This window comes from Qipengyuania triglochinis, assembly GCF_054655615.1.
Genome location: NZ_BAAHND010000003.1, coordinates 101,966 through 127,080 on the forward strand (window position 1 = coordinate 101,966; position 25,115 = coordinate 127,080).

Consider the following 25,115-nt stretch of genomic DNA (forward strand, 5'->3'; position numbering starts at 1 on the left):
TATTGACCGGAGGATATCTTGGCTTTCGATCTCTACGCCGCCTTCGTACCGACCATCCGCCAACTACTGGACGCTTTGCCCGGCCTGATCGACAAGGGTGAAGCCTTTGCAGGAAACGGTGGCTGCTCGGACGCCGAAATGTATGAAGCCAGATTGGCCGAAGACATGTGGCCACTCCCTTGGCACATACGCTCTTGCTGGATGCATAGTGCCTATGCACTCGACCAGCTTCCCGACGGCGCATTCACGCCCGACTTTACGGACATTCCTACAGACTGGGACGCGATGCGCGCCATGGTTGCTTCAGCTCAGAAACGCATGGATGAATGCAAGCCGGACGAAATCAAGGCGCTCGCCGCGAAAAATATAGACTTCGTGCTAGGCGGCGAGACTCGTTTTTCCCTTCCGGGAGAGCGTTTTCTGCTTGGCTTCAATATGCCAAATTTCCAGTTCCACGCGACCACCTTTTACGGACTTTTGCGGATGAAGGGCGTTCCGCTGGGCAAGCGGGATTACATGGGCAATCCAGCGGGCCCAATGTTCCAGCGCTAAGGCTTTCTTGCGAACCAGATCGTGTGGTGCGGCCCTTTATTGTTGGGCCGCGCCCGCACCCTGCGCTCCTCAACGTCGAAGCCTGCTTCTTTAAGCCGCGTGCGGAACTTATGGTCCGGTGCGGCGGACCAGACAGAAAGCACCCCGTTCGAATTGAGGGCGTCACGCGCCTTGGCAAGACCCGTGCGCGAATAGAGTCGTTCGTTTCCATCGCGCACGATACCGTCAGGTCCATTGTCCACGTCGAGCAGGATTGCATCCCACTTGGCGCATGTACCGTCATTGGCATCGTCGATCAGGGCTGCCACATCGCACAAGACTACTTCGCCACGCGGGTCTTTGAGCGTGTCGCCGGTCAGATGGGCCAGCGGCCCTTTTGCCCATTCAAGAATTTCAGGCACAACTTCTGCGACTACTACTTCCGCGCCCTCGCCGGTCTTTTCCAGAGCCTTGCGGAAGGTAAAGCCCATTCCGTAACCGCCGATCAACACTCGCGGGCTTTTCTTTCCCACTTCTTCCAGCGTCAACTCGGCCAACTGCTCTTCGCTGAATTGCATGCGCGTGCCCATCAGCTCGTTCCGGGCGAGCATGATGATGAAGTCACGGCCGTGACTGACGAGCGTAAGAGTTTCCCCTCCGGGTATATCGGCGGTGGCTATGGTTTCGCGGGGAAGCATTCACGCTCCCTAGCACCGGTCGGCACGCGAGCAACGTCTAATAGCGGAACGAGGCAGGGCCCTCGGTCATTTCCAAGAGCAAGACTTATGGAGAATCTCATGCCCACAAAAGCCCGTGTCGCCGTCATTTCAGAAGCTGGAGCGGATTACGCTATAGAAGAAAGGGCAATTGCCGATCCAGGACCACACGAGGTTCTGATAAAACTGATCGCGACAGGGGTTTGTCACACCGATCTCTCCGTCCAGGCAGGTAATCTACCGACAAACTATCCGGTCGTGCTGGGTCATGAAGGTGCCGGAACGATCCTCAAAGTAGGAGACCATGTGAACGGATTGGCCGAAGGCGACAATGTGGTTTTGTCATACGGGTCATGCGGTCGCTGCCGTCCGTGTCAGGAAGGGGATCCGGCCTATTGCAACGATTTCGAAGCGCTTAACTTCATGAACAAGCGTCAGGGAGAAGACGCACCCGTATTCGATGACGGTCCGAACGCTGCTTTCTTCCAGCAATCGAGCTTCGCGACGCACTCGATCGCGCATGAGCGCAATGTCGTGAAAATCGAGAGCGACGTGGATATTTCCCTGCTCGGCCCCCTTGGCTGCGGCATTCAGACAGGTGCAGGGGCAGTGATGCGTACGGCGCAGCCGCCTGCAGGTTCAAATTTGCTGGTATCAGGCGTAGGTAGCGTGGGTATGGCAGCTGTCATGGGCGCTAAGGTGGCCGGATGCGGCACGATTATCGCAGTCGATACGAATGATGACCGGCTCGAGCTGGCAAAGGAATTCGGTGCAACGCATACGATCACAGCGGGAGAAGGCATCAATGTAGCAGAAGAAGTGCGAGGCATCATTGAGGCCGGCATGGATTACTCGATCGAATGCAGCGGCAACGACAAGGCCGCGCGTGCAGCGCTTGAATCACTAGCGAAGAGGGGCACTTTGGTTGTCGTGGGCGCACCGCCGTCAGGTACCGAGTATGCTTTCGACGCGAACGACCAGATCCTCAGCGGCCGCAAGATCGTCGGCTGTGTGGAAGGTGACGCAAAGGTGAAGCAGTTCATTCCCGAACTGGTCCGCCTGTACCAGCGCGGGCTCTTTCCGTTCGACAAATTGGTTAAGCGCTACCCCTTCAATAAGATCAATGAGGCTGTGCAGGACCTGCACGATGGCAAGGTCTTCAAGCCGATCCTTGAGATGAGCTGAGTTCTACGACGTAATCATGGAAAAGGCCGCGAAGATTTCTCTCCGCGGCCTTTCCGTTGTCTAAGTCAGAAGGGTCAGTCCTTCAGGAAGTCCGGCACGTGGGCTTCACCGCCCCCGTTGTCACCGCCCTTGTCACCGCGGTCACGACCGCCGCCACGCGGGCCACGGCCACCGCCACGGCGATCTCCGCCACGGCCACCGCCGCCGCCACGCGGGCCACGATCACCGCGCGGTTCACGCGGTTCGCGCGGTGGGCGCGTGTCTTCCAGCTCTTCGCCGGTTTCTTGGTCGACCACTCGCATCGACAGACGGACCTTGCCGCGATTGTCGATCTCGAGGACCTTGACCTTGACTTCCTGGCCTTCCGACACGACGTCGGTCGGCTTTTCAACGCGCTCGTTCTTCATTTCGCTGACGTGGACGAGACCGTCCTTGCCGCCCATGAAGTTCACGAAAGCACCGAAATCGACGATGTTGACGACCTTGCCGTTGTAGATCTTGCCGACTTCCGCCTCTTCGACGATGCCTTCGATCCACTTCTTGGCGGCTTCGATCTCATCGGCGTTCGAGGAGCTGATCTTGATCACGCCCTCGTCGTCGATGTCGACCTTTGCACCGGTTTCAGCAACGATCTCGCGGATCACCTTGCCGCCCGTACCAATAACGTCACGGATCTTCGACTTGTCGATCTGCATGGTTTCGATACGCGGAGCGTGCTTGGACACTTCACCGCGAGCACCCGAAAGCGCCTTGGTCATTTCGCCCAGGATGTGTGCGCGACCGGCCTTGGCCTGCTCCAGAGCGGTCTTCATGATTTCCTGCGTGATGCCGGCAACCTTGATGTCCATCTGAAGCGAGGTGATGCCCTTCTCCGAACCGGCGACCTTGAAGTCCATGTCTCCGAGGTGATCTTCGTCACCCAGGATGTCCGACAGAACGGCGAAGTCGTCGCCTTCGAGGATGAGGCCCATGGCGATGCCCGATACCGGGCGTTCGATCGGAACGCCGGCATCCATCATCGAGAGACAGCCACCGCACACGGTCGCCATCGAGGACGAACCGTTGGACTCGGTGATGTCGGACAGGATGCGGATGGTATAGGGGAAATCTTCATGCGCAGGCAGAACCGGGTGCAGTGCGCGCCATGCGAGCTTGCCGTGACCGGTTTCGCGGCGGCTGGTGAAACCGAAGCGACCCACTTCACCGACCGAATAGGGCGGGAAATTGTAGTGCAGCATGAAGTGATTGTACGACAGGCCTTCGAGACCGTCGATCATCTGCTCGGCATCCTTGGTGCCAAGCGTGGTGGTGCAGATAGCCTGCGTTTCACCACGCGTGAACAGCGCCGAACCATGCGTACGGGGCAGCAGGCCAACCATCGCTTCGATCGGGCGAACCTGATCAAGCTTGCGGCCGTCGATACGCTGGCCGTCCTTGAGGATGGCGCCGCGAACGATTTCCGCTTCCAGCTTCTTGACCGCCTTGTTTGCGACCATCTGAGTCTGCGGCTCTTCGTCAGCGAAGGCTTCCTTGGCCTTGGCGCGCGCATCGTTGAGCGCATCCGAACGGGCCGACTTGTCGGTCAGCTTGTAAGCAGCAGCGATGTCGTCACCGACGATGCCGCGAAGTTTTTCCTTGATCGCCGAGGTATCGTCCGAGGTGTCCATTTCCCATGGATCCTTGGCAGCCTGTTCGGCGAGATCGATGATCGCGCCGATGACCTTGCGGCTTTCATCATGCGCGAACATGACGGCGCCGAGCATTTCTTCCTCGGTCAGTTCCTTGGCTTCGGATTCGACCATCATCACCGCGTCCTGCGTCGCAGCGACGACGAGGTCGAGGCGACCGTCTTCGCCGAGTGCATCTTCCAGGCTCGGGTTGAGGACGTATTCGCCGTTCTTGAAGCCGACGCGTGCAGCACCGATCGGGCCCATGAAGGGCACACCAGAGATCGTCAGCGCGGCCGAAGCGGCAATCATGGCGACGATATCGGGCTCGGTCTCGCCGTCATAAGACAGGACCTGCGCGATAACGTTGATTTCGTTGTAGAAGCCTTCCGGGAAGAGCGGACGCACGGGGCGGTCAATCAGACGGGAAGTCAGCGTTTCCTTCTCTGTAGCGCGGCCTTCGCGCTTGAAGAAGCCACCCGGGATACGGCCCGCAGCGGAGAATTTTTCCTGATAGTGAACGGTCAGCGGGAAGAAGTCCTGCCCTTCGCGTACACTCTTGGCGGCGGTCACGGCGCAGAGCACCACGGTTTCGCCATAAGTAGCCAGAACGGCGCCGTCAGCCTGACGGGCGATCTGTCCGGTTTCGAGGGTGAGGGTCTTTCCGCCCCACTCAATCGATACGGTTTTCTTGTCGAACATGTATTTTCCTTGATGACCCGCACGGCCTTATTGCGGTGCGGGGCCTACTGTGCCGGGCAATCCGTCCCGGTCCGGTTCGAGGCGCTTTATCTTGCCTCTGGTTTGCCCCTGCGCCGAATTGCGAAGGTAGCCAATGCGAAAAGGGCGGCCCGTTTGAGCCGCCCTTCCCGAAAACTCTTACTTACGAAGACCCAGCTTCTGGATCAAAGCGTTATACCGCTCGACATCTACCTTCTTGAGGTAGGCGAGCAGGTTGCGACGCTTGTTGACCATCATAAGGAGACCACGACGCGAGTGGTTGTCCTTGTGGTTGGCCTTGAAGTGATCGGTGAGGTTGCGAATACGCTCGGTAAGGATTGCAACCTGGACTTCCGGCGAACCGGTATCGCCTTCGTTCTGGGCGTTGTCCTTGATGATTTCCTGTTTCTTTTCGGCAGTAACCGACATGCATTCTACTCCGCGACATCCGGTAGGTTGAAACCCCGCACGACCTTGGCCGAGCCTCCCTCAAGTTCCATCAGCGCCACCGGAACTTGTCCAAGTTTAGCCATATGAAGCCCGTCGGGTTGGGGCAGTTCCGACAATACCCGGCCCTGGCGGACCGCCTGCGCGCTGTCGGGATCGAGGTGAAGGACCGGGATGTCGTCCAGTCCTGCCTCTAGCGGCAAGAGAAGGTGTTCAAGAGGCGCGCCCTTAGCGATTTCCTCCGCCGAGTCCAGCGAAATCGCTTGTTGCTGCGTGAAAGGGCCAGCCTTTATACGTCTCAAGTAGGTGACGTGTCCGACGCTTCCAAGGGCGGTCGCGATGTCCCGTGCAAGGGAGCGGATGTACGTTCCCTTCGAGACATGGGCGCGCAGCGTTACGGCGCTTGCTTTGCTGTCGAGAACGTCGAGCGAATGGATCGTCGTATCACGCAGCTTCATCTCCACCTCTTCGCCAGCCCGCGCACGGTCATAAGCGCGCTTGCCGTCGATCTTGATTGCGGAATATGCGGGCGGCGCTTGCTGGATCGCTCCGGTGAAACCGGGAAGGATGGCCGCGACGTCTTCGGGCACCGGAATGAGGTCCGAAGTCACCACGACCTCCCCCTCGGTGTCGAGCGTGTCGGTCTGCTCGCCAAAGCGGATGGTAAAATCGTAGATCTTGCTGGCATCGAGCATCCGCCCGGCAAGCTTCGTTGCTTCACCCAAGGCGATCGGAAGCACCCCTTCGGCCAACGGGTCCAGCGTGCCGCCATGGCCCACTTTCGTTTTCCGATATCCGCCCTGCCTAAGAACGCGCTTTACCAGCCCCACGGCCTGTGTAGAGCCAAGGCCGCGCGGCTTATCGAGCAACAGCCACCCATGGGGTGCGGGTTTCGTGCGCTCACTCATGCGATGACGCGCGCAACGCCGTCTGCGACCGAATAGAAAATGCCGGTCAGCCACTCCACGGGCGGAAACAGCGTGTTCTCGATCCAGCGTGTGTCGGGAAAAGCCCAGGTCGCCGCAATCAAAACAACCAGCAGTAGCATGCCCATCGCCTGTAATTTCTGCCAGTGATGCGCCCAGCGCCGGGGCATCAGGCCGCCAACGATATGCGACCCGTCGAAAGGCGGGATCGGAAGCATGTTGAAGAGCGCCAGAAACGCGTTGATGAGGACGAACGCCCCGAAGAGAGTCAGCGACCACTCCGGCAAAGCGATGCCCCAATTCGCGGCGAAACCTGCGAATATTCCGAAGATGATCGCACCGACGAAAGCGAGCAGGATGTTCGTGCCAGGTCCGGCAGCTGCCACTGCCATCATGCCGTAGCGCGGATTATCGAGCCGGTTCTGGTTCACAGGCACCGGTTTTGCCCAGCCGAATACGGGGCCGCCCATCAGCGCCAGCGCTCCCGGCACGAGCAGTGTGCCGATCGGATCGACATGGCGGATCGGATTGAGCGACAGGCGCCGCTTTTCCTTCGCGGTAGGGTCGCCCAGCATGAGCGCGACCCAGCCATGCGCCACTTCATGAAACACGATGGCCACAATCAGACAGGGGATCAGGATCGCCGCTAGGGTAAGGGTATCAAGCATCGAAGCTATGTAGATACGCTAAGTCTGCGGCGCACCCCTTAGCGTGCCTGCGACCCCGAAAAATGATCTGCGCCAGTTCGCTCGACGAAGTGCTTGCGACATAGCGCCACGTAGCGGTCATTTCCGCCGATTTCGGTCTGGGCGCCTTCGCGCACAGCCTTGCCGCTTTCGTCGACGCGCAGATTCATCGTCGCCTTGCGGCCGCAATCGCACACCGCCTTCATTTCCACTAGCTTGTCCGCAATGCCCAGAAGCGCAGCCGAACCCGGGAAGAGTTGACCCTGGAAATCGGTTCGCAAGCCATAGCAAAGCACCGGGATATTGGCTTCGTCGCTTAGCCGAGCGAGCTGCCATACCTGGGTCTTGGTCAGGAATTGCGCCTCGTCGATCAGTACGCAGGCGACTGGCGCTTCGCCATGTTCAGCGAGAACATGAGCCTCGATATCGGTATCGTTCTCGAAACGGTGAGCATCGCTCGACAGGCCGATGCGGCTGGAGATGGCTCCAAAACCCGCCCGATCGTCGAGAGCAGCTGTCCACAGTGACACCTTCATTCCGCGCTCGCCATAGTTAAACGCGGTCTGGAGCAAGGTCGTGCTCTTCCCGGCATTCATGCTGGCGTAGTAGAAATAGAGCTTGGCCATAGCGAACGCCTACCTCATTTCCATCGGCGCGAGGAGCATGGCACCTAGGCAATCCACGGCACGACGGCGTAGGTGCGTGGAAGCCTGCAATCTCGCAGTCGCCTTCAAGCGATCATTCGGCCTCGTCATCGAGATCGCGGACCACCTTGGGGTCGCTTAGCAACTCCTCGATCCGGTCTGCTTCGTCGAAGCTCTCATCTGCCTGGAACGACAGCTTCGGCGCGAATTTCAGGCCCAGACGCTTGGCAACTTCTTTCTGAAAGAAGGCAGTGTTCGTACGCAGCGCTTTCAGCACAGCTTCTTCGTCCTGACCCAGCAAGGGCTTCACGTAAGCCTTTGCATTCCTCAGGTCGGGCGTCATGCGCACTTCGGTCACCGAGATGTTGGACGCGCGAAGGACATCGTCATGCGCCTCGCCGCGCGCGAGCAATTCGGAAAGAATATGCCGGACCCGCTCGCCCACCTTGAGGACGCGGACCGATTGTTGTTCGGGAGTGGACTGATTGCGAGCCATCAGGGAAACTTCTCTATTATGCGTGTCAAAGACCGGATATTCCGGCCCGTACCTTTGCAGCCGAGCCTCCGCTCGATGGAAGGTCCTGTCAATTTGGATCTGCCAACGCGGGAAACGTAATCGATGTGCAAGGCACGGGTTCCGGCAGAGACCTTTTCGTCGCCAGAGCCTTTCAAATCATCGCCCAAGGTATCGAACTGTTGCCTGCTGGGCTGCCCCGTCAGAAAATGGACGTGAACCAATTTGTCCTCGCCATCCCCGGCAAAGGGGTTCTCCTCTAGCGCCAATTCCAGCTCGGCGCGCGTCCGTACGACGGCGAAGGTAGCAATGCCGAATTCGCTTTCGACCGCCTTGGCGATCAAATCCGCGACGCCTTCACTTGAAGGCTCCGGGTGATCGAACAGGACGTTGCCGCTGGCAACGACCGTTTCGACATTCACGAAATCCCGCTTTTCCAACGCCGCCACCAGCTCGGCCATCTTCAGCCGGTTACCACCGACATTGATGGATCCGAGTAGGGCGACGCGGCGATGCATTAAAGTGTGCGTTCACGCGCATTAAAGTGTGCGTTCACGCTCCTCGACCTCGAAGACTTCAAGCTGGTCGCCCGGCTTGATGTCGTTCGTGTCGGCAAGCACGACACCACATTCGAGACCGGCGCGGACTTCGTCCACATCGTCCTTGAAGCGGCGTAGTGAGGCGATAGTCGTGGCAGAGACGATGACGTCTTCGCGCGTGAGGCGTGCGTGAAGCCCCTTGCGGATGACACCTTCTTCGACCAGCAGACCGGCGGCCTTGTCCTTCTTGCCCGAACGGAACACTTCCTTGATCGCGGCACGACCAACGACATGCTCGATCCGCTCCGGACCCAGCTCGCCCGCCATCTCCTTCGCGATTTCCTCGGTCAGGTGATAGATGACGTCGTAATACTTCATCTCCACTCCGTCGCGCTTGACCAGTTCACGGGCCTTGGCGTTGGGACGGACGTTGAAGCCGATGATCGGTGCCTTCGAAGCCGAAGCCAGCTGGACGTCGCTTTCGGTGATCGCACCCACGCCTGCATGCAGGACGCGGACCTTGATCTCGTCGTTCGAGAGGTTGTGCAGAGCCGAGGTGATCGCTTCGACCGAACCCTGTACATCGGCTTTCACCAGTACCGGGAATTCGATGACATTGGCGGCAAGCTTGTTGAACATCGTGTCGAAGCTGGTCGGAGCAAGCGCGGTGCGCTTCTCGGTCGCCTTTTCCTGACGATATTCGGCCACTTCGCGAGCGCGCTGCTCGTTTTCGACAACGGTCAGAACGTCACCAGCACTCGGCACGCCGCCGAGGCCTAGGACCTCGACCGGCATCGAAGGTCCGGCCTTCTTGATCTGCTTGCCCTGGTCATCGACGATCGCACGGACGCGGCCACTCTCGGTACCCACCACGAAGGTGTTGCCCCGCTCAAGCGTACCACGCGTTACGAGCACGGTCGCCACAGGACCGCGGCCCTTGTCGAGCTGCGCTTCGATGACGGTTGCTTCCGCGAGGCGATCGGGATTGGCCTTCAGCTCGAGCAATTCTGCCTGAAGCGCGATCTTGTCGAGCAGATCGTCCAGACCGGTCTTCGCCTTGGCGGAGATTTCGACGTCCTGCACATCGCCCGACATCGATTCCACGATGACTTCGTGTTCGAGCAGACGGGTACGGATGTTGTCCGGATTGGCTTCCGGCTTGTCCATCTTGTTGATCGCAACGATCATGGGGACGCCAGCGGCCTTGGTATGATTGATGGCCTCGATCGTCTGCGGCATGATCCCGTCGTCGGCAGCGACCACAAGCACCACGATATCGGTGATGTTGGCACCGCGCTGACGCATTTGGGTGAATGCGGCGTGGCCAGGTGTATCGAGGAAGGTGACCCTGTCGCCGTTCTTCGTCTTAACCTGATAGCTGCCGATGTGCTGGGTGATGCCGCCCGCTTCGCCTTTCACGACATTGGCACCGCGAAGGGCGTCCAAGAGCGAGGTCTTGCCGTGATCGACGTGACCCATGATGGTCACGACCGGCGGACGCGGCTTGAGCGTTTCTTCCGGATCGACATCCGTATCGGCGGCGATATCGACGTCGGCCTCGGATACCTTCTCGATGTTGTGGCCGAACTGTTCGACGAGCAATTCGGCAGTGTCCTGATCGATCGTCTGGTTGACGGTCACCATCATGTCGAGATTGAAGAGTTCCTTGACTAGGTCAGCCCCCTTCTCGCCCATGCGCTTGGCCAGTTCGCCGACCGTAATCGCCTCAGGGACGACAACATCTCGGACCTGCTTTTCGCGCGGCTTGTTGGAGCCGCCACCTTGCATGCGGCGCTCTTTCTCACGCGCACGCTTGAGCGCGGCGAGGCTGCGCGCACGCCGGCCTTCGTCTTCGTTGAGAGCCTTCTTGACGGAAAGCTTGCCCGACCGGCGCTTGTCCGGTGTTTCCGCGGTGGCGCCGCGAGCAGGCTTCTCTTCTTTCTTCTTCGCGCGTTCAGGCTTCTTGATTTCCGGACGCTTGACCGGAGTGAACCGACGCGGTGCAGGCGCAGAGGCATCTTCACTCTGAGCTTCCGCAACAGGCTCACTTTCTTCGGGAGCTGCTTCCGTCGGGGCAGCTTCTTCGGCTTTTTCAGGCGCTTTGGCAGCGTCTTCGGCGGCCTTCTTCGCCGCTTCTTCTTCAGCCTTGCGGTTTTCCTCGGCGCGCTTCTTTTCGTCCTCGGCAGCCTTGCGAGCGTTCTCTTCTTCGCGCTTGCGAGCTTCTTCGGCCTGACGCAGGCGATCTTCTTCAGCCTCGCGCTGCAGGCGAGCGACGCGCTCCTGCGGCGTCTCGTTGGAAGGAGGTGCCTTCTTGGGCGCAGGCTTCTTCGCCGCAGGGGCCGGCGCCGGAGTCGGCTCGGGTGCGGGCGCCGGAGCAGGTGCGGGCGCAGCCTCGGCGGGCGTCGGGGCCGGAGCCGCTTCGCCCGGTTTCACGAGCTTGCGGCGGCGCTTGACCTCGACCGCCACCTTGTTGGTGCGGCCATGGCTGAAGGTCTGTTTGACCTCGCCCGGTTGCGCGCCCTTGAGGGTAAGCGGTTTACGGGCCGGTTTCTTGTCGTCGTCGCTCATTCTTGCTCGTTTCTCTTCGTTCAATCGTTCGTATCGGTTGCGGCGCGCGAATTCGCACGCCCGGATTCGTCGGGAATTTCCTGTCCCAGATAATGCATCAGCCGCGTCAAGGGCTTGGTTACCCGAGCGGCCGCGGCATCGTTCGCCAGTCCGAAATGGACGACATTGTCGCGGCCCAATGCCACAGACAGAGCGTCGCGGTCCAGAGGCAGGGCCCACCCCCGCTCCCCGCTGCCTTCCGTCTCGCGGCCGACGCGCCACGCCTGATCGAGCTTCTTGCGCCCGTCCTCGCTGGCGTCGCTGGCATGGAAAAGCGCCGAGATACCACCAGAACGGGCAGTCTCGGCAATGCGCTGCGTCCCCAAGATAAGAGCTCCGACGCGCATTTCGAGACCCAGGCGGTCAAGAAAGACGCGTTTGAGCGCATCTTCGATCTTCTGGGGCAGTTCCTCGGGTATCTCGAGATCGCCCGTCTTGAAGGCGCGAGCCAATGCTCCCTTGAGCTTTCCGTTCGCTCGCGCTTCCTCGATCGCAGTGCGTGAGGAACAGACCCACGCGCCCCGCCCCGGTGCTTTTTCCTGCACATCGGGAAGGACGAGGCCGGATGGGGATGCAGCAAGACGCACCAAGGCATCCCGAGATTCCGTCTCACCGGTCAGGATGCACCGGCGCTCCGGGCAGGACTTCTGGGGCCCGGAAGCTTTCCGGGCCTTGCCAGTCTCAGCGATGTCGGACGTCAGGCTCTCATTGGGTGGAGTCCGCATCGGCGGCCTCCTGCGTATCGGTCGTCTCGGCAGCAGCCGGAGCTTCCTCTTCGTCGTCGAACCAGTGGGCACGGGCAGCCATGATGATCTCGTTGCCCTGCTCTTCGGTCAGGCCGTACTCACCAAGCACACCGCCCTTGTCAGCTTCACGCTGCGGACGATCGCGGCGCATCGGCGGGCCATCGGTATTATTCCGGCGACGCGGTGCTTCGCGTTTCTTGGCGATCAGCTCGTCGGTGGCAAGATCGGCCACATCGTCGAGCGTCTTGAGACCGGCCTTGCCGAGCGTGACCAGCATGGCTTCGGTCATATGCGGCAGCTCGGCCAGATCGTCTTCCACACCCAGCTCGCGGCGCTCGGTACGCGACGTCTCTTCCTGACGGTCGAGCGCTTCCTTGGCACGGTTCTGAAGTTCTTCGGCCAGCTCTTCGTCGAAGCCCTCGATCGCCGCAAGCTCGTCGAGCTCGACAAAAGCGACTTCTTCCAATTCGGCGAACCCTTCCGCCACGAGCAACTGCGACAGCGTTTCGTCGACGTCCAGTTCCTCTTCGAACATCTTGGAGCGCTCGGCAAATTCCTTGCTGCGCTTCTCCGAGGCTTCTTCCTCGGTCATGATGTCGATCTGGTTGCCCGTCAGCTGGCTGGCGAGACGGACGTTCTGGCCGCGGCGGCCAATGGCAAGCGAAAGCTGATCGTCAGGGACAACCACTTCGATACGGCCATCTTCTTCGTCAAGCACCACACGGCTGACAGTGGCGGGCTGAAGCGCGTTGACGATGAATGTCGCGCCATCTTCCGACCAGGGGATGATGTCGATCTTTTCGCCCTGCAGTTCCTGCACGACGGCCTGAACGCGGCTACCCTTCATACCGACGCAGGCGCCGACCGGGTCGATGCTGCTGTCATGGCTGATCACGCCGATCTTGGCGCGACTGCCAGGATCGCGGGCAGCAGCCTTGATCTCGATGATGCCATCGTAGATTTCGGGCACTTCCTGCGCGAACAGCTTCTTCATGAAGTCGGGATGCGCACGGCTGAGATAAATCTGCGGGCCGCGATTATTACGCTCCACCTTGGTGATCAGCGCGCGGACACGCTCGCCCACACGGGCGGCTTCACGCGGAATCTGCTGATCACGGCGAATAACGCCCTCGGCGCGGCCGAGATTGACGATCACATGGCCGAATTCGACCGACTTGATCACGCCGGTAATGACTTCGCCCGCACGATCCTGGAATTCGTTGAACTGACGCTCACGCTCCGCGTCGCGGACCTTCTGGAAGATAACCTGCTTGGCAGACTGAGCGTCGATGCGCCCAAGATCCACCGGAGGCAGCGGATCCACGATGAAGTCACCGATCTTGGCATCTGCTTCCAGCTTCTGGGCCGCCTTGAGATCGACCTGCTTGAAGTAGTCTTCCACTTCCTCGACAACCTCGACGACGCGCCACAGGCGAAGATCGCCGGTCTGCGGGTCCAGCTTGGCGCGAATATCGTTCTCCGCGCCGTAGCGGTTGCGGGCGGACTTCTGGATCGCCTCTTCCATCGCCTCGATGACGATGGACTTGTCGATCATCTTTTCCGATGCGACCGCGTTCGCGATTGCAAGGAGTTCTGCCTTGTTGGCGGAAATGGCACTGGCCATCAGTCGTCTGCCTTTTCTTCTTCGATGTCGTCGGCACCGCTCGTGTCGAGCGGCTGGGTGGCGGCGATCAGCGCGTCGGTCAAGACGAGCTTTGCCGAATGTATAAGATTGCGGGGGAAGGAAACTTCTCCCGCCTTGTGATCCTCGATCGTGACCATGTCGCCATCGATACCCTTGAGGTCACCTTTGAGCGTGCGCTGACCGTGAACCTTCTCGACCAGCGAAATCTTCGCTTCGTGCCCGGACCAGTTGGCAAAATCCTTCGCCCGGGTCAGCGGACGGTCGATGCCCGGGCTGGACACTTCGAGGTGATAGGCGCCGGGCACAACCACTTCGCCCTGCTCTTCCAGCTGATCCAGCTTATCTGACACGCGGCGAGAAAGCGCAGCACATTGTTCGATCACAAGCTGTCCGGTTGCCGGATCTTCAGCCATTATCTGGAGGGCTTGCCCACCGTCGCCAGCTTCGGATGCCATCATCTTCACACGCACGAGGTCGAAGCCCAGCGCTTTCGCTTCGGGTTCGATGACTTCGTTCAGGCGGTCGATATCAGCCATTCACACTCCAGCTTCGAATGACGTTGCAGCAACAGCGTATCGTGCCGGCCCCTCGCGGCGCCAGCCCCACAGTGTTGCGACAATGTCGGGATGAAGGGGAGATAGTCGCGAGTTCGCGGAAAGGCAAGGGCTAAGGTCAGGAAGCGCCTATGGTTCGCTCGACAGCACCTTCGATCACTCTTTGACCACACTTACTGCCGATAATTCGCAACATCAGTCGGAATCTGTAAGGCCGTGCTTCTTTATTGCATGGCGCAACTGATCATAGCTCAATCCGAGTGCCTTCGCAGTCTGGCGCTGATTCCACCTATGCTTGCCCAGCGCATGCTCGAGAATCGCCTTTTCATGGGAATCGACAGCAGCCCTCAGATCGTCGATCTCATCCAGCTGAAGTCCATCATCGATCACCTCCGAAGCCGCTTGGTCCCTGCCGGCAGCTGCTGCCGGAGGCATCGGTGCGGGCTTCCATGGGCTGTCGAATGGATCGAAAACGACATGCCCGATCGGATTTGACCAATCGTCCCACCTATATACCGCGCGCTCTACTACATTTCGCAATTCACGCACATTACCGGGCCAGAGGTGCTTCTCCAGCTGCTCCGCCACATGATCGGCGAAGCCTGGCCAAGCTTCCCATCCGAGTTCGGCCCCCATCCGTCTGCCGAAATAATCCGCCAGTACTTCGATGTCTCCTTCGCGCACGCGCAGAGGCGGCAAAGTGATTACCTCAAAACTGAGGCGATCGAGAAGGTCGGACCGAAATTCACCCCGCCTCGCCTTGTCCGGAAGATCTTCATTGGTGGCGGCAACGATCCGTACGTCCACTCTGACTGGGCGGGAAGATCCGATCCGCGTAACCTCTCCGTATTCGACAGCTCGCAAAAGACGCTCCTGGGCGCCCATGGAAAGTGTGCCCAATTCGTCAAGAAAGAGGGTTCCCTTGTCGGCCTCCTCGAACCGTCCCACACGCTGTTTGGTTGCGCCTGTGAACGCCCCAGCTTCGTGTCCGAACAATTCGGCTTCGATCAGGGTTTCCGGCAGTGCGGCGCAATTCATCGTTACCAATGGCTCGCCCCAACGCGTGGACAGGCGGTGGAGGCGCTCGGCGATCAACTCCTTCCCGGTACCCCTCTCACCGATAACGAGGACGGGCCTGCGCATAGGCGCGGCTCTACTCGCCCGCTCAACTGCGTCGAGAAAGGCACCGGACTGCCCGATGAACTGGTTTTCACGCTCCATAGCCAAGACATAGGAAATTTCCCCAAGGCTTGGCAATAGCCGCCAACCCCGATGTGGAGCGAGGCCATAAAATTGGAGGTTTTCCGCGCCTACACGACTTTGGCACGGTCGTTGCTGAATAGGGGGTAACACAAATTCACGTCCAGGGAGGACACCATGTACGATCGCAAGTTCTTCAGCACGACCCTCGGCAAAGCCGCCCTTGCAAGCGTGGCTATGATGACTGCATTCGTCGCTTTGAGTTCGCAGATCACAGTCGCCACCCCGATGCCGATGGTGGCATCGATCCAGCAGATGGAAATAGCGTGACCAATCACAAGCACCCCCTTGGGCCGGAGCGCCTCGTCCCCGAAGAGTCCGAGCACACGTCTCGGCAAAACGGCGCTTCGGCCCGCCCCGAACGGGTAACCTTGTCTCGTCTCGATAGCGAAGTTGAACGGCTCCGCCGTTCGCCTACTCCGACCCAAGACAAACCCCGCAACCGGGGCACAGACTTTTTCTCCAGTGGAGCACCTTTAATGGGAATATTCAGCCGTACCCGCGATATCATCGCGGCCAATTTCAACGATATGCTCGATAAGGCGGATGATCCCCAGAAGATGATCCGCATGATCATCCTCGAAATGGAGGAAACCCTTGTCGAAGTTCGCGCCAGCGCCGCGCGCACCATCGCCGACCAGAAAGAAATGCATCGCCATACGGTGAAGCTGGACAAGCTGCAGGCCGATTGGGGCGAGAAGGCCCAGCTCGCGCTCTCGAAGGATCGTGAAGACCTCGCCCGCGCGGCTTTGGTAGAGAAGAAGAAGGCAGTCGATATGGCTGACCAGCTCAAGCAGGAAATCGCAGTTCTTGATGATGCGCTGCGCGCTTACGAGCAGGACATCACCAAGCTGCAGAACCGCTTGCGCGAGGCTCGCAGTCGGCAGACCGCAATCGCGGCACGCTTGGAAAGCGCGGAAAACCGCGTGAAGCTGCGCAGTCTGATGACGGAAGAGCGTGTGGACGATGCCTTGAGCCGGTTCGACCAGCTTGAGCGACGCGTCGACTATGCCGAAGGGCGTGCGGATGCGCTGAGCATTTCGGACGGTTCGGCAAAACCAAGCTTGTCCGACGAGATCGCCGCGCTGGAAGGCGCCGATGCGATCGATGACGAACTGGCACAGATGAAGAAGGCGCTCGGCAAGACAGACAGCGCCGAGAAGGAGGGCTGATCCATGGAAGAAGTATTTGCCGTCGTAGCGATATTCATCGCCCTGCCGTGGATCGTCCTTCATTACATAACCAAGTGGAAGACATCCGCCACGATCACGACCGACGACGAGGCCTTGCTCGAAGAGCTCTACAACCTCGCCAAAAGGCTGGATGAGCGCATGGATACGGTGGAGCGCCTTGTCGCTTCCGACAATCCCGACTTCCGCCCCGCCCGCCTGATCCATGACAGCGAACAGGATAACCAGCAGCTGCGCGAACTAGAGCAGCTGATCGCCGAGAAAAAAGGAGTTCACCAGTGAACAGCCCCCGCACCACCCTCTATCGTGACAAGCAGAATGCGAAGCTGATGGGCGTATGCTCGGGCATCGCGGACTATACCGGTGTCGACGCCTTCTGGGTTCGGCTCGGGTTTCTCGGCCTGACCTTCATGACCGGCGGATCGACGATCCCGTTCTACTTCCTGGCTGGCATCCTGCTCAACAAGAAGCCTGCCCATCTCTACTCGGAGCCTGACGAGCAGCGCTATTGGCAGCGTGTTCGCCAGAGCCCCAAGCGCACGGCCCGCGAAATTCGCGCGAAGATGAAGGACGTCGATCGCCGCCTGGCCGACGTGGAAACATTTTACGTCAGCAGCAACCCACGCCTGAATGCCGAAATCGAACGGCTTCGGTAAAGCAACTTATTAAAGGGGGAATACCGTGTTTGACTGGGCATATCTGATCCCGCTGGCGCCTTTCCTGATGGTAGCTTTCATCGTGTGGTCCAAGAACCAGCGCGCCTTGGAAGAAAAGCGTATCGAAGCGACCGCCGCTCAAACCGCTGAACATACCGCACAGCATGTCAGCCGCATCGTGGAACTGGAGCAGCGGGTGCAGGTTCTCGAGCGGATCGTAACTGACCGCGGTTATGATGTGGCCACCCAGATCGAGGCCCTGCGCGATCAGCGCGAAGTTGAGGACAAGGGCAGCGGCGTTCCTCTGGATGTCAAGCAAGGGGAGCGTGCGTAATGGATTTCGGAGACCCCTCTTTCATCATCGCCATTATCGCCGTCAGTACCGGTGGATGGCTGATCAACAACTGGATCAGGGCCAAGCACGGCTATTCTCTCGAGAACGAATGGGGCGGGATGACCGAACCGGCTGATACCGCGGAAACCAAGCGCTTGCGCGCTGAGAACCGCGAACTGAACGACAAACTCGACACCATGCAGGATCGCATGGTGGTGCTGGAGAAGATCGTTACCGATCGTGGCTATTCGCTAAGCGAAGAGATTGAAGCGCTACGCCACGATTCATCTCACACCGGCGTTCCTGTGAACGCGCGGACATCGGAGAAGTCGTGATGCCTATCGAAATCACATCGGAAGTCGTAGCGATGATCGGAATTGCTGGGGTTGCCGGCTGGGTCTTCACCACATGGTTGCGGATCAAGAATGGCTATCCGCTCGAGAACAGCTGGGGCAAGGCAATCTACCCGAAAAACGATCAAGCGATCGAACGCGTCAAGCTACTCACGCAGGAAAACGCCGAATTGCGCGCAGAACTGGGTTCGCTCAAGGATCGGCTCGGCAATGTCGAACGGATCGTCACGGACAGCGGATACCAACTTACCAGTGAGATCGAATCTCTCCGCGCCAAGCGGGAGGCGAACTGATGGATCCGGACCTCCTTCTCATATTCGGCTTTATCCTCGCGATCATCATGATGGTGCTGCCATTCGCCTACATCGTAAATCAGCGCGTGCAGGAACATGAAGCTCGCAAGCTTGAGCTTGAAGCGCGAAAAGAGGAAGCGAAAGCCGAACAGCTGCGTTTTTCCAAGGGCGACTATTACAAGATGGAGGAGCGTGTTCGCGTGTTGGAACGCATCGCCACCGAAAGGAACGACGTGCTTGCTTCACAGATAGACGAACTGCGTCTCTTGGACACAGCTGAGGAGAAAAGAGCGTGAGCGGTTGGGCACTCGTAGCTCTAGTGGCCATCGTGGTCTGGGGAATTGTCCAGATGCGCAAGCCACGACCAGCAGAGGACGTGCAAGATCATGCTCCTGAAGTCCGCGACGACGTCGCCCAGCAGGAAATCGAAGAATTACGCGAACGCATCAAGGTGCTCGAACGGATTGCCACGGATGGGAATTCGCCGAGCGCCCAGGAAACAAAAAGAATTTCCGCCGAAATCGAAGCTCTGCGCGACAAGCGGGCCGATTGAAGCGGTAGGGATAGACACTGGTTCAAGGAGGACATGGGGAAATGTTCGAGCCGACAATCACAATTGCAGCGGCGAGTCTTACTGGCCTAGTCATCGTGGCAGCAGCTTTGCTGCGAGGGTGGCAGGGATGGCTTGAGCTCAAGCGCCGCGAACTGGAGGGCCATTCGCCTCCCCGTTCGGAAGAAGGATCCACAATTGGCGCAGCCCGGATCGAGCTGGCCGACTTGAAGGAGCGGATTAAAAAGTTGGAAGCAATCGCCAGCGGGGTCGACCTGTGAACCAATCCGCTTCCCGTTCGTCCTGAACGTATCGTAACGAAATCGATCAACTGGCATCTGGCGGATTTTTGCCTTAGCGCCCCGCCGCACCACGAGATCGAAATTTCGATATAAACAGAACGACGGAGTGTCCGTGAGAAGTCTCGACGATATCCAGGAAGAATATGAATTTCTCGAAGGCGATGAACGCTATCGCTTGCTGATCGAGCTCGGGCGCGAACTGGATCCCATGCCGGATGCGCTCAAGACTGACGCCACACTGGTACGCGGATGTTCCGCAAGTGTCTGGGTCTATCCGACCGTCGAGGCCGATGAGCTCCACTTTCTTGCCGACAGCAACGCCGCCATAACAAAAGGCATCGTCGCTCTGGTTATCTCCGCTGTACAAGACAAGCCGGCTCGGGAAGTTGCAGCGATGGACATTCATCACGCGCTCGCCCCCTTCGACCTGAAGAACCAGCTTTCGAGCAATCGTACCCAAGGGGTTCCGAACATGATTGCACTGGTCCAGGAACACGCCTCGCGCATCGCGACAAAATAAGATGCGTCATGTGTACCGCATATTAGGCTATATTGCGGTGGGCCTTGGCGCGATCGGGGCCATCTTGCCCATCATGCCGACAGTACCGTTCTTGCTTCTGGCGGTTTACTTCTTCGCCCGTTCAAGCCCCGAACTGGAGCAGAAGATCCTCGATCACCCGCATTGGGGGCCGCAGGTGAAGGACTGGCGCGATCGGCGCGCGATCAGCCGGTCATCGAAAACCATCGCCATAGGCGCTATGGCAACCGGTGCGATCTTCACCTATTTCACGCTTGGCCATCCCTGGTATCTAATTTCTGTAGCGATTTTAGTAATCGCAGGAAGCTGGATCGCCACCAGAAATGAATGAGCGCAGGGCCATCACCGGAGAGTTCATGGATAAGCTCCTGACGTCAGAAGCCATTGAGAGTGGACTTCAAGCCCCGGCGCTTTCGCGCACCACTGCCTCTCCTGCCTCACGCTGACGTCGCAGTTCTGCTTTCAACTTGGCGGGTTCCTGAGCAAAAACAAAGCCGAAGCTGACGCCACCCTCTCTGCCGATGGTCGCGTGGTGAAGTTTGTGGGCCTGAACCAAACGCTTGGCATAGCCGCTCTTCGGCACCCACCGGAAATAACGCTGATGCACCAGGCCGTCGTGGACGAAAGTATAGATGAGCCCATAGCAGGTGATACCGAAGGCTATCCACCACAGCAGATCCGACCAGACATAACCGATGGCGAACATCGCGAAGACAATCGTGCCGAAGGTTACTGCGTAAAGATCGTTCTTCTCGAACGTGTTATCGTGCGGTTCGTGGTGATCCCTGTGCCACCCCCAGCCCCAGCCATGCATGACATATTTGTGCGCCCACCAAGCAAATATCTCCATTCCGACAAGGGAAAGGAAAACGGTGAGAAGGATGGCTGGAACGGTCATGCTGTCACTTGTTGGTCGCTGGATACCCACCGGCGTGCTGCCGGCAATTGCCACCACGGCACATGAGGTGCGAGGTGATGTTCGTGATGATAGCCGAAATGGAAGCAGGTGGCGAGAGACGCCATGGTCCCGAACTTGTCGGACCTCGCATTATGATGATCAGCAAAACGATCGTCACGATGTCGGTGGGGACGGAAGGTGCCGAAATAGAACAACTGCATTGATGAAGCGATCGCCGGAACGCCGTAGAGCAGCACGATCTTTTCCACTGGCACGCCAAATGCCAGCCAGTAAGTAAGCACTACGGTGAAGACGAAAACCACCGACTGCCAACCGAAATAGCGCTTCAAAAATTCGGCATACCAGGGCCAGAAATGCGAAGGATGATCCGCGCTGAAATCGGGATCGTCCGCACTTCCCGGCGCCCGATGATGGGCGAAATGCGCGTCTCGCATTCGTCGCCACGAAAAACCGGCATAGATGAAAAGGAGAAGGCCCCCGATAATGTCATTTATCCGACCGCCACGGGGAACGAGTGAACCATGCATCGCATCGTGGCTGACAATGAACAGCCCCACGGAAAGCCAGCATTGTATTAATACTATCGCGAGAGCGAGTGGAATGGTCGCCCAGCGCAACTCGAAAAAGAACATGGCATACGCGTGTAGGCACGCCCAACCGACAACGATGGCAAAAGCCAAAGCCAGACCAGTCACCGCCTGGCGACGGACCGATAACGGCATCCTCGCGACCTGATCTGTATCTCGCATGCCGCCTATATAGGATGTACGGCTGCCCAGCGCAAAAGACTTAGTCGGTGGCGACACCGCTCTTGCGACAGATACCAAAATACTTCTCCGCCACATCGGCGCTGATGCGCGCGGGACGGTGACTGTCGGCATCAAGGCAGCACCACATGCTTTTAACCTCAGCCAGCACGTCTTCGCCACGGCGAATCACTGTGTTGTAGAAACTGCGCGCGCCCTTGATCTTTTCCAGCACCGTTTCCGCGATAACCTCGTCATCGAGAAAGGCGGGTTTGCGATAAGTGATCTCATGCTTGAGAGCGACCCAAGCCTTGCTCGCCACTTCCTCTGCAGGCGCCAGCTTCTGCCAATGCGCCAGAACCGTGTCCTGCACCCAATTTAGGTAGCGCGCATTGTTCACGTGCCCCATGAAATCGATATCGCCGGGAAGGACTTTGATCGGGAAGCTGAATGGCTTTGCTGACATGAATGTAAGTAAAGCACAGAAAGGTTAAGTTTGGAAGACTCTGGATTTGCCTTTTTGCCCCCGGAGCAATCCGGGACCACAAGGTTGTCATGGCGACCAAACCACGGACACTTTACGAAAAAATCTGGGATGCCCATGTCGTGGAGCGGCATGACGATGGCACCTGCCTGATCTACATAGACCGGCATCTCGTGCACGAGGTGACCAGTCCACAAGCCTTCGAAGCGCTCCGCCTTGCAGGCCGGAAGGTCCGTCGCCCCGACCTTACGCTAGCCGTGCCAGATCACAACCTGCCCACCACCGCCCGCCTGGACACCGCCGGTAAGCGTCTTCCCATTGAGGACAAACAGAGCGCGGCCCAGCTCGCCGCGCTGGAGCGTAATGCACCGTCTTTCGGTATCGATTACATCGATGCTGTCGCGCCTGAACAAGGCATCGTTCACGTTGTGGGGCCCGAACAGGGCTTTTCCTTGCCCGGATCAACCATCGTATGTGGCGACAGCCACACTGCCGCGCATGGCGGAATCGGCGCACTCGCATTCGGGATCGGCACTAGCGAGGTCGAACATGTCCTGGCCACACAAACGCTTCTGCTGCGGCGAAGCAAGACGATGGAAGTGCGGGTCGATGGCGCGCTTGGTCCGGGTGTGAGCGCAAAGGACCTTATTCTCCACGTCATAGGCATTATCGGTACCGCTGGCGGGACGGGCCATGTAATCGAATATCGCGGCGAAGTTTTCGAGAAGATGGGCGTGGAAGGCCGCCTGACCGTCTGCAATATGAGCATCGAAGGCGGAGCGCGCGCCGGCCTGATTGCCCCCGATGATACCGTGTTCGCCTATCTCAAAGGCCGTCCCTACTCGCCGACAGGAGACGCTTGGGAGAAGGCTGTCGACTGGTGGCGGTCGCTCACTACCGATGAGGGCGCTGCATTCGACAAGAGCGTGGTGATCGATGCCTCTGATATCGAACCCACCGTAAGCTGGGGAACGAGTCCCGAAGACGTGGTGGCTATTGGCGGCACCGTCCCCTTCCCCGACAGTTTTGCCGATCCCGCCAAGAAGGAAGCTGCCCTCAAAAGCTTAGATTATATGGGGCTCGAACCAGGAACTCCGCTCGAGACCGTCCCGGTCGAGAATATCTTCATCGGCTCATGCACCAACAGCAGGATCGAAGATCTTCGCGCAGCTGCGGAGGTTCTCAAAGGTCGGGCCAAAGCCGCGAATGTGCGCTGGGCCATCGTGGTGCCGGGATCCGGACTGGTGAAGCGCCAAGCCGAACAGGAAGGGCTTGATCGCATATTCACCGATGCCGGTTTCGAATGGCGCGAACCGGGCTGTTCTGCCTGCCTTGCAATGAACCCCGACAAGGTTCCGCCGGGCGAGCGCTGCGCCTCCACGTCGAACCGCAATTTCGTGGGAAGGCAGGGCCCGGGCGCGCGTACTCACCTGCTGAGCCCGGCGATGGCCGCAGCAGCAGCGGTGACCGGGCGCCTCACCGATGTTCGAAAACTGATGGGCACATGACCCCTTGCCCTCACCCAAACCACATACCATGAGGGGCGCATGACCAAACTCCCCAAAGGCAAGGCCGCCATCGCTGGCGCCATCGGTTCCGCCGCTATCGCAGCAGCGCTTCTCTATGCGAACAAGCGCCGCGAAAAGAAGAACAAGCCGCACCAGCCGGGACCAATCCCCTCAGGCGAAAACCCGGAGACAGATTGATGAAACACGTATCGACAATCCACGGCCGCGCCATTCCGCTGGGCCTGAAGAACGTCGATACCGATGTCATCATTCCGGCGCACTGGCTCAAAACGGTCAGCCGAGAAGGGCTTGGCCGGGGCGCGTTCGAAACGATCCGCCAGTCACCCGGCAATCCCTTCGATGTCAAGGATTTCGCAAATGCCCCGATCCTTATAGCGGGTGACAATTTCGGCTGCGGGTCCAGCCGAGAGCATGCTGCCTGGGCTATGCTGGACATGGGCCTTACCGCAGTCATAGCCCCAAGCTTTTCAGACATATTTTCCGGCAATGCCTTCAAAAACGGTATCCTCGCAGTCGAATTGCCGCAGGAACAGGTCGATCGGTTACTCGAAGTCGCACGCGAATATCCGTTGACCATCGACCTCGAAAATCAGGTTGTCACCACCCCCTTCCAGGATCGATTTGCATTCGAGATCGATCCTTTTCGCAAGCATTGCCTGACCAACGGCCTTGATGAAATTGGCCTGACGCTGGAGCGGGATGCCGAAATAGAAAAACACGAAACAGAGCGTGCAGCCAGACTACCTTGGCTAGACGCGCCACGAAAAAACCGGAGAGAATACGCATGAAAGCAGTCCTGTCGAAGGAAACCGGCGGTCCCGACACTCTTGTTGTCGAGGAGGTCGAAGCTCCCACCCCAGGCAAGGGTGAAGTGCTTATTAAGGTTGCCGCCTGCGCCATCAATTTTCCCGACACACTGATCATCCGCGACATGTATCAGTTCAAGCCGCCCCGTCCCTTCGCTCCGGGAAGCGAAATCTCGGGCACGATCGAAGAGCTTGGCGAGGGTGTGGAAAATTTCGCGGTCGGCGATCGCGTAATCTGCGGGCTGGGCAATGGCGGGTTGCAGGAAAAGGTCACTACACCTTCTGCAAAACTGTTTAAGGTCCCCGAGGGCATAGACCTGGTCCAGGCTTCCGCCCTCCTGATGACCTACGGAACCACGATCCACGGTCTCAAAGATCGGGGCGATATCAAGGAGGGGGAAACCGTCCTCGTATTGGGCGCGGCAGGCGGTGTTGGCCTTTCCGCAGTGGAGCTCGCAAAGGCTTACGGCTGCCGCGTCGTTGCCGCCGTTTCGACCGAAGAGAAAGCCGAGGTTGCACGAAATGCGGGGGCCGACGAGGTGGTGATCTATCCCCGCGCGCCTTTCGACAAAGACACCTCGAAAAAGCTGGCGAATGACTTCAAGGAAGCCGTCGGCTCGGATGGCGCGGATATCGTCTACGACATTGTGGGCGGCGACTATTCCGAACCCGCTTTACGATCAATCGCGTGGGAAGGCCGCTTCCTGGTGGTCGGCTTTCCGGCAGGCATTGCCAAAATGCCCCTCAACCTCACTCTTCTGAAAAGCTGCGACATCCGCGGTGTGTTCTGGGGCGCATTCACCGCGCGAGAACCCGAACGGAACAATGCCAACATCGCCGAACTGTTCGATCTTTGGAAGGCCGGGAAGATCAGTCCCCTGGTCAGCGAGACCTACCCGATCGAACGAGCGCACGAGGCAATCACCAAGCTGGAGAACCGCGGCGCGATCGGAAAGCTCGTGGTGACGATGGAATAATCGCGCCTACCTCCTTGCCGCTCGCGCCTTGCGTCCCTATTCGGATGGCAA

At 58.9% G+C, this 25,115-nt stretch carries 34 protein-coding genes; 18 read left to right on the plus strand and 16 right to left on the minus strand.

The annotated features are described in order from the left end of the window. The first annotated feature begins 18 nt into the window (after positions 1–18). The gene (locus ACYQ0G_RS12325) at positions 19–552 is read left to right on the plus strand and encodes a DUF1993 family protein (RefSeq protein WP_460103057.1); all 534 of its coding nucleotides are present in this window, start codon (positions 19–21) and stop codon (positions 550–552) included. Here the strand turns inward: ACYQ0G_RS12325 and ACYQ0G_RS12330 are convergent. Continuing rightward, positions 549–1,229, minus strand: coding sequence for a spermidine synthase family protein (locus ACYQ0G_RS12330; RefSeq protein WP_460103058.1), 681 nt, complete (start codon positions 1,227–1,229; stop codon positions 549–551). The two genes, ACYQ0G_RS12325 and ACYQ0G_RS12330, sit on opposite strands and share 4 nt — an antisense overlap. A 99-nt stretch (positions 1,230–1,328) precedes the next feature. Here ACYQ0G_RS12330 and ACYQ0G_RS12335 point away from each other — a divergent pair, with 99 nt between their 5' ends. Beyond that, on the plus strand, positions 1,329–2,432 hold the full coding sequence (locus ACYQ0G_RS12335; protein ID WP_460103060.1) for an NAD(P)-dependent alcohol dehydrogenase: 1,104 nt from the start codon (positions 1,329–1,331) through the stop codon (positions 2,430–2,432). 74 nt (positions 2,433–2,506) lie between these two features. On the opposite strand, the gene pnp is transcribed toward ACYQ0G_RS12335, so the two are convergent. From pnp to pspF, 12 genes are all read right to left on the minus strand, one after another. Next, the gene (pnp, locus tag ACYQ0G_RS12340) at positions 2,507–4,801 is read right to left on the minus strand and encodes a polyribonucleotide nucleotidyltransferase (protein ID WP_460103061.1); all 2,295 of its coding nucleotides are present in this window, start codon (positions 4,799–4,801) and stop codon (positions 2,507–2,509) included. A 177-nt stretch (positions 4,802–4,978) separates the two neighbouring features. Then, a complete protein-coding gene (gene rpsO / locus ACYQ0G_RS12345) occupies positions 4,979–5,248 on the minus strand; it encodes a 30S ribosomal protein S15 (protein ID WP_460103064.1) in 270 nt (89 codons plus the stop codon). A 5-nt stretch (positions 5,249–5,253) separates the two neighbouring features. Then, positions 5,254–6,174 carry a tRNA pseudouridine(55) synthase TruB gene (truB, locus tag ACYQ0G_RS12350; RefSeq protein WP_460103066.1) on the minus strand — a complete coding sequence of 307 codons (921 nt, stop codon included), beginning with the start codon at positions 6,172–6,174 and terminating at the stop codon, positions 5,254–5,256. Further along, positions 6,171–6,860 (minus strand): site-2 protease family protein, encoded by a 690-nt coding sequence (locus ACYQ0G_RS12355; protein ID WP_460103069.1) that lies wholly within the window; start codon positions 6,858–6,860, stop codon positions 6,171–6,173. The genes truB and ACYQ0G_RS12355 overlap by 4 nt, the downstream gene beginning before the upstream one ends. A gap of 38 nt (positions 6,861–6,898) precedes the next feature. Next, positions 6,899–7,504 carry a thymidine kinase gene (locus ACYQ0G_RS12360; protein ID WP_460103071.1) on the minus strand — a complete coding sequence of 202 codons (606 nt, stop codon included), beginning with the start codon at positions 7,502–7,504 and terminating at the stop codon, positions 6,899–6,901. Between the two features lie 112 nt (positions 7,505–7,616). Beyond that, the gene (gene rbfA / locus ACYQ0G_RS12365) at positions 7,617–8,018 is read right to left on the minus strand and encodes a 30S ribosome-binding factor RbfA (protein ID WP_460103072.1); all 402 of its coding nucleotides are present in this window, start codon (positions 8,016–8,018) and stop codon (positions 7,617–7,619) included. Beyond that, on the minus strand, positions 8,018–8,554 hold the full coding sequence (locus tag ACYQ0G_RS12370) for a DUF1697 domain-containing protein (RefSeq protein ID WP_460103074.1): 537 nt from the start codon (positions 8,552–8,554) through the stop codon (positions 8,018–8,020). Before ACYQ0G_RS12370 ends, rbfA begins: the two co-directional genes overlap by 1 nt. 21 nt (positions 8,555–8,575) lie before the next feature. Further along, complete coding sequence (gene infB / locus ACYQ0G_RS12375; RefSeq protein ID WP_460103075.1) at positions 8,576–11,143, minus strand: translation initiation factor IF-2; 2,568 nt, start codon at positions 11,141–11,143, stop codon at positions 8,576–8,578. Between the two features lie 20 nt (positions 11,144–11,163). After that, positions 11,164–11,907, minus strand: a complete 744-nt coding sequence (locus tag ACYQ0G_RS12380; protein WP_460103077.1) for a DUF448 domain-containing protein — start codon at positions 11,905–11,907, stop codon at positions 11,164–11,166. Beyond that, positions 11,888–13,552 carry a transcription termination factor NusA gene (gene nusA, locus ACYQ0G_RS12385; RefSeq protein WP_460103079.1) on the minus strand — a complete coding sequence of 555 codons (1,665 nt, stop codon included), beginning with the start codon at positions 13,550–13,552 and terminating at the stop codon, positions 11,888–11,890. Before nusA ends, ACYQ0G_RS12380 begins: the two co-directional genes overlap by 20 nt. Then, positions 13,552–14,109, minus strand: coding sequence for a ribosome maturation protein RimP (gene rimP / locus ACYQ0G_RS12390; RefSeq protein ID WP_460103081.1), 558 nt, complete (start codon positions 14,107–14,109; stop codon positions 13,552–13,554). The genes nusA and rimP overlap by 1 nt, the downstream gene beginning before the upstream one ends. A gap of 213 nt (positions 14,110–14,322) precedes the next feature. Further along, positions 14,323–15,348 carry a phage shock protein operon transcriptional activator gene (gene pspF, locus ACYQ0G_RS12395; RefSeq protein WP_460103366.1) on the minus strand — a complete coding sequence of 342 codons (1,026 nt, stop codon included), beginning with the start codon at positions 15,346–15,348 and terminating at the stop codon, positions 14,323–14,325. 156 nt (positions 15,349–15,504) lie between these two features. On the opposite strand from pspF, the gene ACYQ0G_RS12400 reads away from it, so the two are divergent. From ACYQ0G_RS12400 to ACYQ0G_RS12455, 12 genes are all read left to right on the plus strand, one after another. Further along, complete coding sequence (locus ACYQ0G_RS12400; protein ID WP_460103083.1) at positions 15,505–15,657, plus strand: hypothetical protein; 153 nt, start codon at positions 15,505–15,507, stop codon at positions 15,655–15,657. After that, on the plus strand, positions 15,630–16,559 hold the full coding sequence (gene pspA, locus ACYQ0G_RS12405) for a phage shock protein PspA (protein ID WP_460103369.1): 930 nt from the start codon (positions 15,630–15,632) through the stop codon (positions 16,557–16,559). The genes ACYQ0G_RS12400 and pspA overlap by 28 nt, the downstream gene beginning before the upstream one ends. A 3-nt stretch (positions 16,560–16,562) precedes the next feature. Further along, positions 16,563–16,859 (plus strand): envelope stress response membrane protein PspB, encoded by a 297-nt coding sequence (pspB, locus tag ACYQ0G_RS12410; RefSeq protein ID WP_221542142.1) that lies wholly within the window; start codon positions 16,563–16,565, stop codon positions 16,857–16,859. After that, entirely contained in the window at positions 16,856–17,233 is a 378-nt protein-coding gene (pspC, locus tag ACYQ0G_RS12415; protein WP_460103085.1) for an envelope stress response membrane protein PspC, read from the plus strand. The genes pspB and pspC overlap by 4 nt, the downstream gene beginning before the upstream one ends. 25 nt (positions 17,234–17,258) lie before the next feature. Then, a complete protein-coding gene (locus tag ACYQ0G_RS12420) occupies positions 17,259–17,567 on the plus strand; it encodes a hypothetical protein (protein ID WP_460103087.1) in 309 nt (102 codons plus the stop codon). Then, positions 17,567–17,902, plus strand: coding sequence for a hypothetical protein (locus tag ACYQ0G_RS12425; RefSeq protein WP_460103089.1), 336 nt, complete (start codon positions 17,567–17,569; stop codon positions 17,900–17,902). Before ACYQ0G_RS12420 ends, ACYQ0G_RS12425 begins: the two co-directional genes overlap by 1 nt. Continuing rightward, positions 17,902–18,213 (plus strand): hypothetical protein, encoded by a 312-nt coding sequence (locus tag ACYQ0G_RS12430; protein ID WP_460103090.1) that lies wholly within the window; start codon positions 17,902–17,904, stop codon positions 18,211–18,213. The genes ACYQ0G_RS12425 and ACYQ0G_RS12430 overlap by 1 nt, the downstream gene beginning before the upstream one ends. Beyond that, the gene (locus ACYQ0G_RS12435; RefSeq protein WP_460103092.1) at positions 18,213–18,509 is read left to right on the plus strand and encodes a hypothetical protein; all 297 of its coding nucleotides are present in this window, start codon (positions 18,213–18,215) and stop codon (positions 18,507–18,509) included. The genes ACYQ0G_RS12430 and ACYQ0G_RS12435 overlap by 1 nt, the downstream gene beginning before the upstream one ends. Further along, positions 18,506–18,766, plus strand: a complete 261-nt coding sequence (locus ACYQ0G_RS12440; protein WP_460103095.1) for a hypothetical protein — start codon at positions 18,506–18,508, stop codon at positions 18,764–18,766. The genes ACYQ0G_RS12435 and ACYQ0G_RS12440 overlap by 4 nt, the downstream gene beginning before the upstream one ends. Before the next feature lie 41 nt (positions 18,767–18,807). Next, positions 18,808–19,044 carry a hypothetical protein gene (locus ACYQ0G_RS12445; protein WP_460103097.1) on the plus strand — a complete coding sequence of 79 codons (237 nt, stop codon included), beginning with the start codon at positions 18,808–18,810 and terminating at the stop codon, positions 19,042–19,044. Between the two features lie 133 nt (positions 19,045–19,177). Further along, complete coding sequence (locus ACYQ0G_RS12450; RefSeq protein WP_460103099.1) at positions 19,178–19,585, plus strand: SufE family protein; 408 nt, start codon at positions 19,178–19,180, stop codon at positions 19,583–19,585. Position 19,586: 1 nt separating this feature from the next. Then, positions 19,587–19,934: a YbaN family protein gene (locus ACYQ0G_RS12455; RefSeq protein WP_460103102.1), complete on the plus strand. Its 348-nt coding sequence runs from the start codon at positions 19,587–19,589 to the stop codon at positions 19,932–19,934. Between the two features lie 66 nt (positions 19,935–20,000). Here ACYQ0G_RS12455 and ACYQ0G_RS12460 read toward each other — a convergent pair whose 3' ends face one another. The 3 genes from ACYQ0G_RS12460 to ACYQ0G_RS12470 are packed head-to-tail and all read right to left on the minus strand — an operon-like array spanning position 20,001 to position 21,734. Beyond that, complete coding sequence (locus ACYQ0G_RS12460; protein WP_460103104.1) at positions 20,001–20,501, minus strand: sterol desaturase family protein; 501 nt, start codon at positions 20,499–20,501, stop codon at positions 20,001–20,003. Further along, the gene (locus ACYQ0G_RS12465; RefSeq protein ID WP_460103106.1) at positions 20,498–21,403 is read right to left on the minus strand and encodes a fatty acid desaturase; all 906 of its coding nucleotides are present in this window, start codon (positions 21,401–21,403) and stop codon (positions 20,498–20,500) included. The genes ACYQ0G_RS12460 and ACYQ0G_RS12465 overlap by 4 nt, the downstream gene beginning before the upstream one ends. Beyond that, positions 21,312–21,734: an acyl-CoA thioesterase gene (locus ACYQ0G_RS12470; protein ID WP_460103107.1), complete on the minus strand. Its 423-nt coding sequence runs from the start codon at positions 21,732–21,734 to the stop codon at positions 21,312–21,314. Before ACYQ0G_RS12470 ends, ACYQ0G_RS12465 begins: the two co-directional genes overlap by 92 nt. Positions 21,735–21,823: 89 nt before the next feature. Here ACYQ0G_RS12470 and leuC point away from each other — a divergent pair, with 89 nt between their 5' ends. From leuC to ACYQ0G_RS12490, 4 genes are read left to right on the plus strand one after another with little or no spacing between them, the layout of a single operon-like run. Then, positions 21,824–23,260: a 3-isopropylmalate dehydratase large subunit gene (gene leuC, locus ACYQ0G_RS12475; RefSeq protein ID WP_460103109.1), complete on the plus strand. Its 1,437-nt coding sequence runs from the start codon at positions 21,824–21,826 to the stop codon at positions 23,258–23,260. 39 nt (positions 23,261–23,299) lie between these two features. Further along, positions 23,300–23,458, plus strand: coding sequence for an isopropylmalate isomerase (locus tag ACYQ0G_RS12480; protein WP_460103112.1), 159 nt, complete (start codon positions 23,300–23,302; stop codon positions 23,456–23,458). Beyond that, complete coding sequence (gene leuD / locus ACYQ0G_RS12485) at positions 23,458–24,069, plus strand: 3-isopropylmalate dehydratase small subunit (RefSeq protein ID WP_460103114.1); 612 nt, start codon at positions 23,458–23,460, stop codon at positions 24,067–24,069. Before ACYQ0G_RS12480 ends, leuD begins: the two co-directional genes overlap by 1 nt. Then, entirely contained in the window at positions 24,066–25,064 is a 999-nt protein-coding gene (locus ACYQ0G_RS12490) for an NADPH:quinone oxidoreductase family protein (protein WP_460103116.1), read from the plus strand. Before leuD ends, ACYQ0G_RS12490 begins: the two co-directional genes overlap by 4 nt. Positions 25,065–25,115: the final 51 nt, after the last annotated feature.

Bases quoted from the DNA above. Each gene is read 5' to 3' on its own strand.
- ACYQ0G_RS12455 (WP_460103102.1), top strand. From the start codon at position 19,587: ATGCGTCATGTGTACCGCATATTAGGCTATATTGCGGTGGGCCTTGGC.
- ACYQ0G_RS12380 (WP_460103077.1), bottom strand. From the start codon at position 11,907: ATGCGGACTCCACCCAATGAGAGCCTGACGTCCGACATCGCTGAGACT.
- pspB (WP_221542142.1), top strand. From the start codon at position 16,563: ATGGAAGAAGTATTTGCCGTCGTAGCGATATTCATCGCCCTGCCGTGG.
- rimP (WP_460103081.1), bottom strand. From the start codon at position 14,109: ATGGCTGATATCGACCGCCTGAACGAAGTCATCGAACCCGAAGCGAAA.
- ACYQ0G_RS12355 (WP_460103069.1), bottom strand. From the start codon at position 6,860: ATGCTTGATACCCTTACCCTAGCGGCGATCCTGATCCCCTGTCTGATT.
- ACYQ0G_RS12490 (WP_460103116.1), top strand. From the start codon at position 24,066: ATGAAAGCAGTCCTGTCGAAGGAAACCGGCGGTCCCGACACTCTTGTT.
- pspF (WP_460103366.1), bottom strand. From the start codon at position 15,348: ATGGAGCGTGAAAACCAGTTCATCGGGCAGTCCGGTGCCTTTCTCGAC.
- truB (WP_460103066.1), bottom strand. From the start codon at position 6,174: ATGAGTGAGCGCACGAAACCCGCACCCCATGGGTGGCTGTTGCTCGAT.
- ACYQ0G_RS12460 (WP_460103104.1), bottom strand. From the start codon at position 20,501: ATGACCGTTCCAGCCATCCTTCTCACCGTTTTCCTTTCCCTTGTCGGA.
- nusA (WP_460103079.1), bottom strand. From the start codon at position 13,552: ATGGCCAGTGCCATTTCCGCCAACAAGGCAGAACTCCTTGCAATCGCG.
- ACYQ0G_RS12370 (WP_460103074.1), bottom strand. From the start codon at position 8,554: ATGCATCGCCGCGTCGCCCTACTCGGATCCATCAATGTCGGTGGTAAC.
- ACYQ0G_RS12335 (WP_460103060.1), top strand. From the start codon at position 1,329: ATGCCCACAAAAGCCCGTGTCGCCGTCATTTCAGAAGCTGGAGCGGAT.
- leuD (WP_460103114.1), top strand. From the start codon at position 23,458: ATGAAACACGTATCGACAATCCACGGCCGCGCCATTCCGCTGGGCCTG.
- ACYQ0G_RS12400 (WP_460103083.1), top strand. From the start codon at position 15,505: ATGTACGATCGCAAGTTCTTCAGCACGACCCTCGGCAAAGCCGCCCTT.
- rbfA (WP_460103072.1), bottom strand. From the start codon at position 8,018: ATGGCTCGCAATCAGTCCACTCCCGAACAACAATCGGTCCGCGTCCTC.
- leuC (WP_460103109.1), top strand. From the start codon at position 21,824: ATGGCGACCAAACCACGGACACTTTACGAAAAAATCTGGGATGCCCAT.
- ACYQ0G_RS12470 (WP_460103107.1), bottom strand. From the start codon at position 21,734: ATGTCAGCAAAGCCATTCAGCTTCCCGATCAAAGTCCTTCCCGGCGAT.
- pnp (WP_460103061.1), bottom strand. From the start codon at position 4,801: ATGTTCGACAAGAAAACCGTATCGATTGAGTGGGGCGGAAAGACCCTC.
- ACYQ0G_RS12425 (WP_460103089.1), top strand. From the start codon at position 17,567: ATGGATTTCGGAGACCCCTCTTTCATCATCGCCATTATCGCCGTCAGT.
- ACYQ0G_RS12430 (WP_460103090.1), top strand. From the start codon at position 17,902: ATGCCTATCGAAATCACATCGGAAGTCGTAGCGATGATCGGAATTGCT.
- rpsO (WP_460103064.1), bottom strand. From the start codon at position 5,248: ATGTCGGTTACTGCCGAAAAGAAACAGGAAATCATCAAGGACAACGCC.
- infB (WP_460103075.1), bottom strand. From the start codon at position 11,143: ATGAGCGACGACGACAAGAAACCGGCCCGTAAACCGCTTACCCTCAAG.
- ACYQ0G_RS12480 (WP_460103112.1), top strand. From the start codon at position 23,300: ATGACCAAACTCCCCAAAGGCAAGGCCGCCATCGCTGGCGCCATCGGT.
- ACYQ0G_RS12445 (WP_460103097.1), top strand. From the start codon at position 18,808: ATGTTCGAGCCGACAATCACAATTGCAGCGGCGAGTCTTACTGGCCTA.
- ACYQ0G_RS12360 (WP_460103071.1), bottom strand. From the start codon at position 7,504: ATGGCCAAGCTCTATTTCTACTACGCCAGCATGAATGCCGGGAAGAGC.
- ACYQ0G_RS12465 (WP_460103106.1), bottom strand. From the start codon at position 21,403: ATGCCGACAGTCACCGTCCCGCGCGCATCAGCGCCGATGTGGCGGAGA.
- ACYQ0G_RS12435 (WP_460103092.1), top strand. From the start codon at position 18,213: ATGGATCCGGACCTCCTTCTCATATTCGGCTTTATCCTCGCGATCATC.
- ACYQ0G_RS12330 (WP_460103058.1), bottom strand. From the start codon at position 1,229: ATGCTTCCCCGCGAAACCATAGCCACCGCCGATATACCCGGAGGGGAA.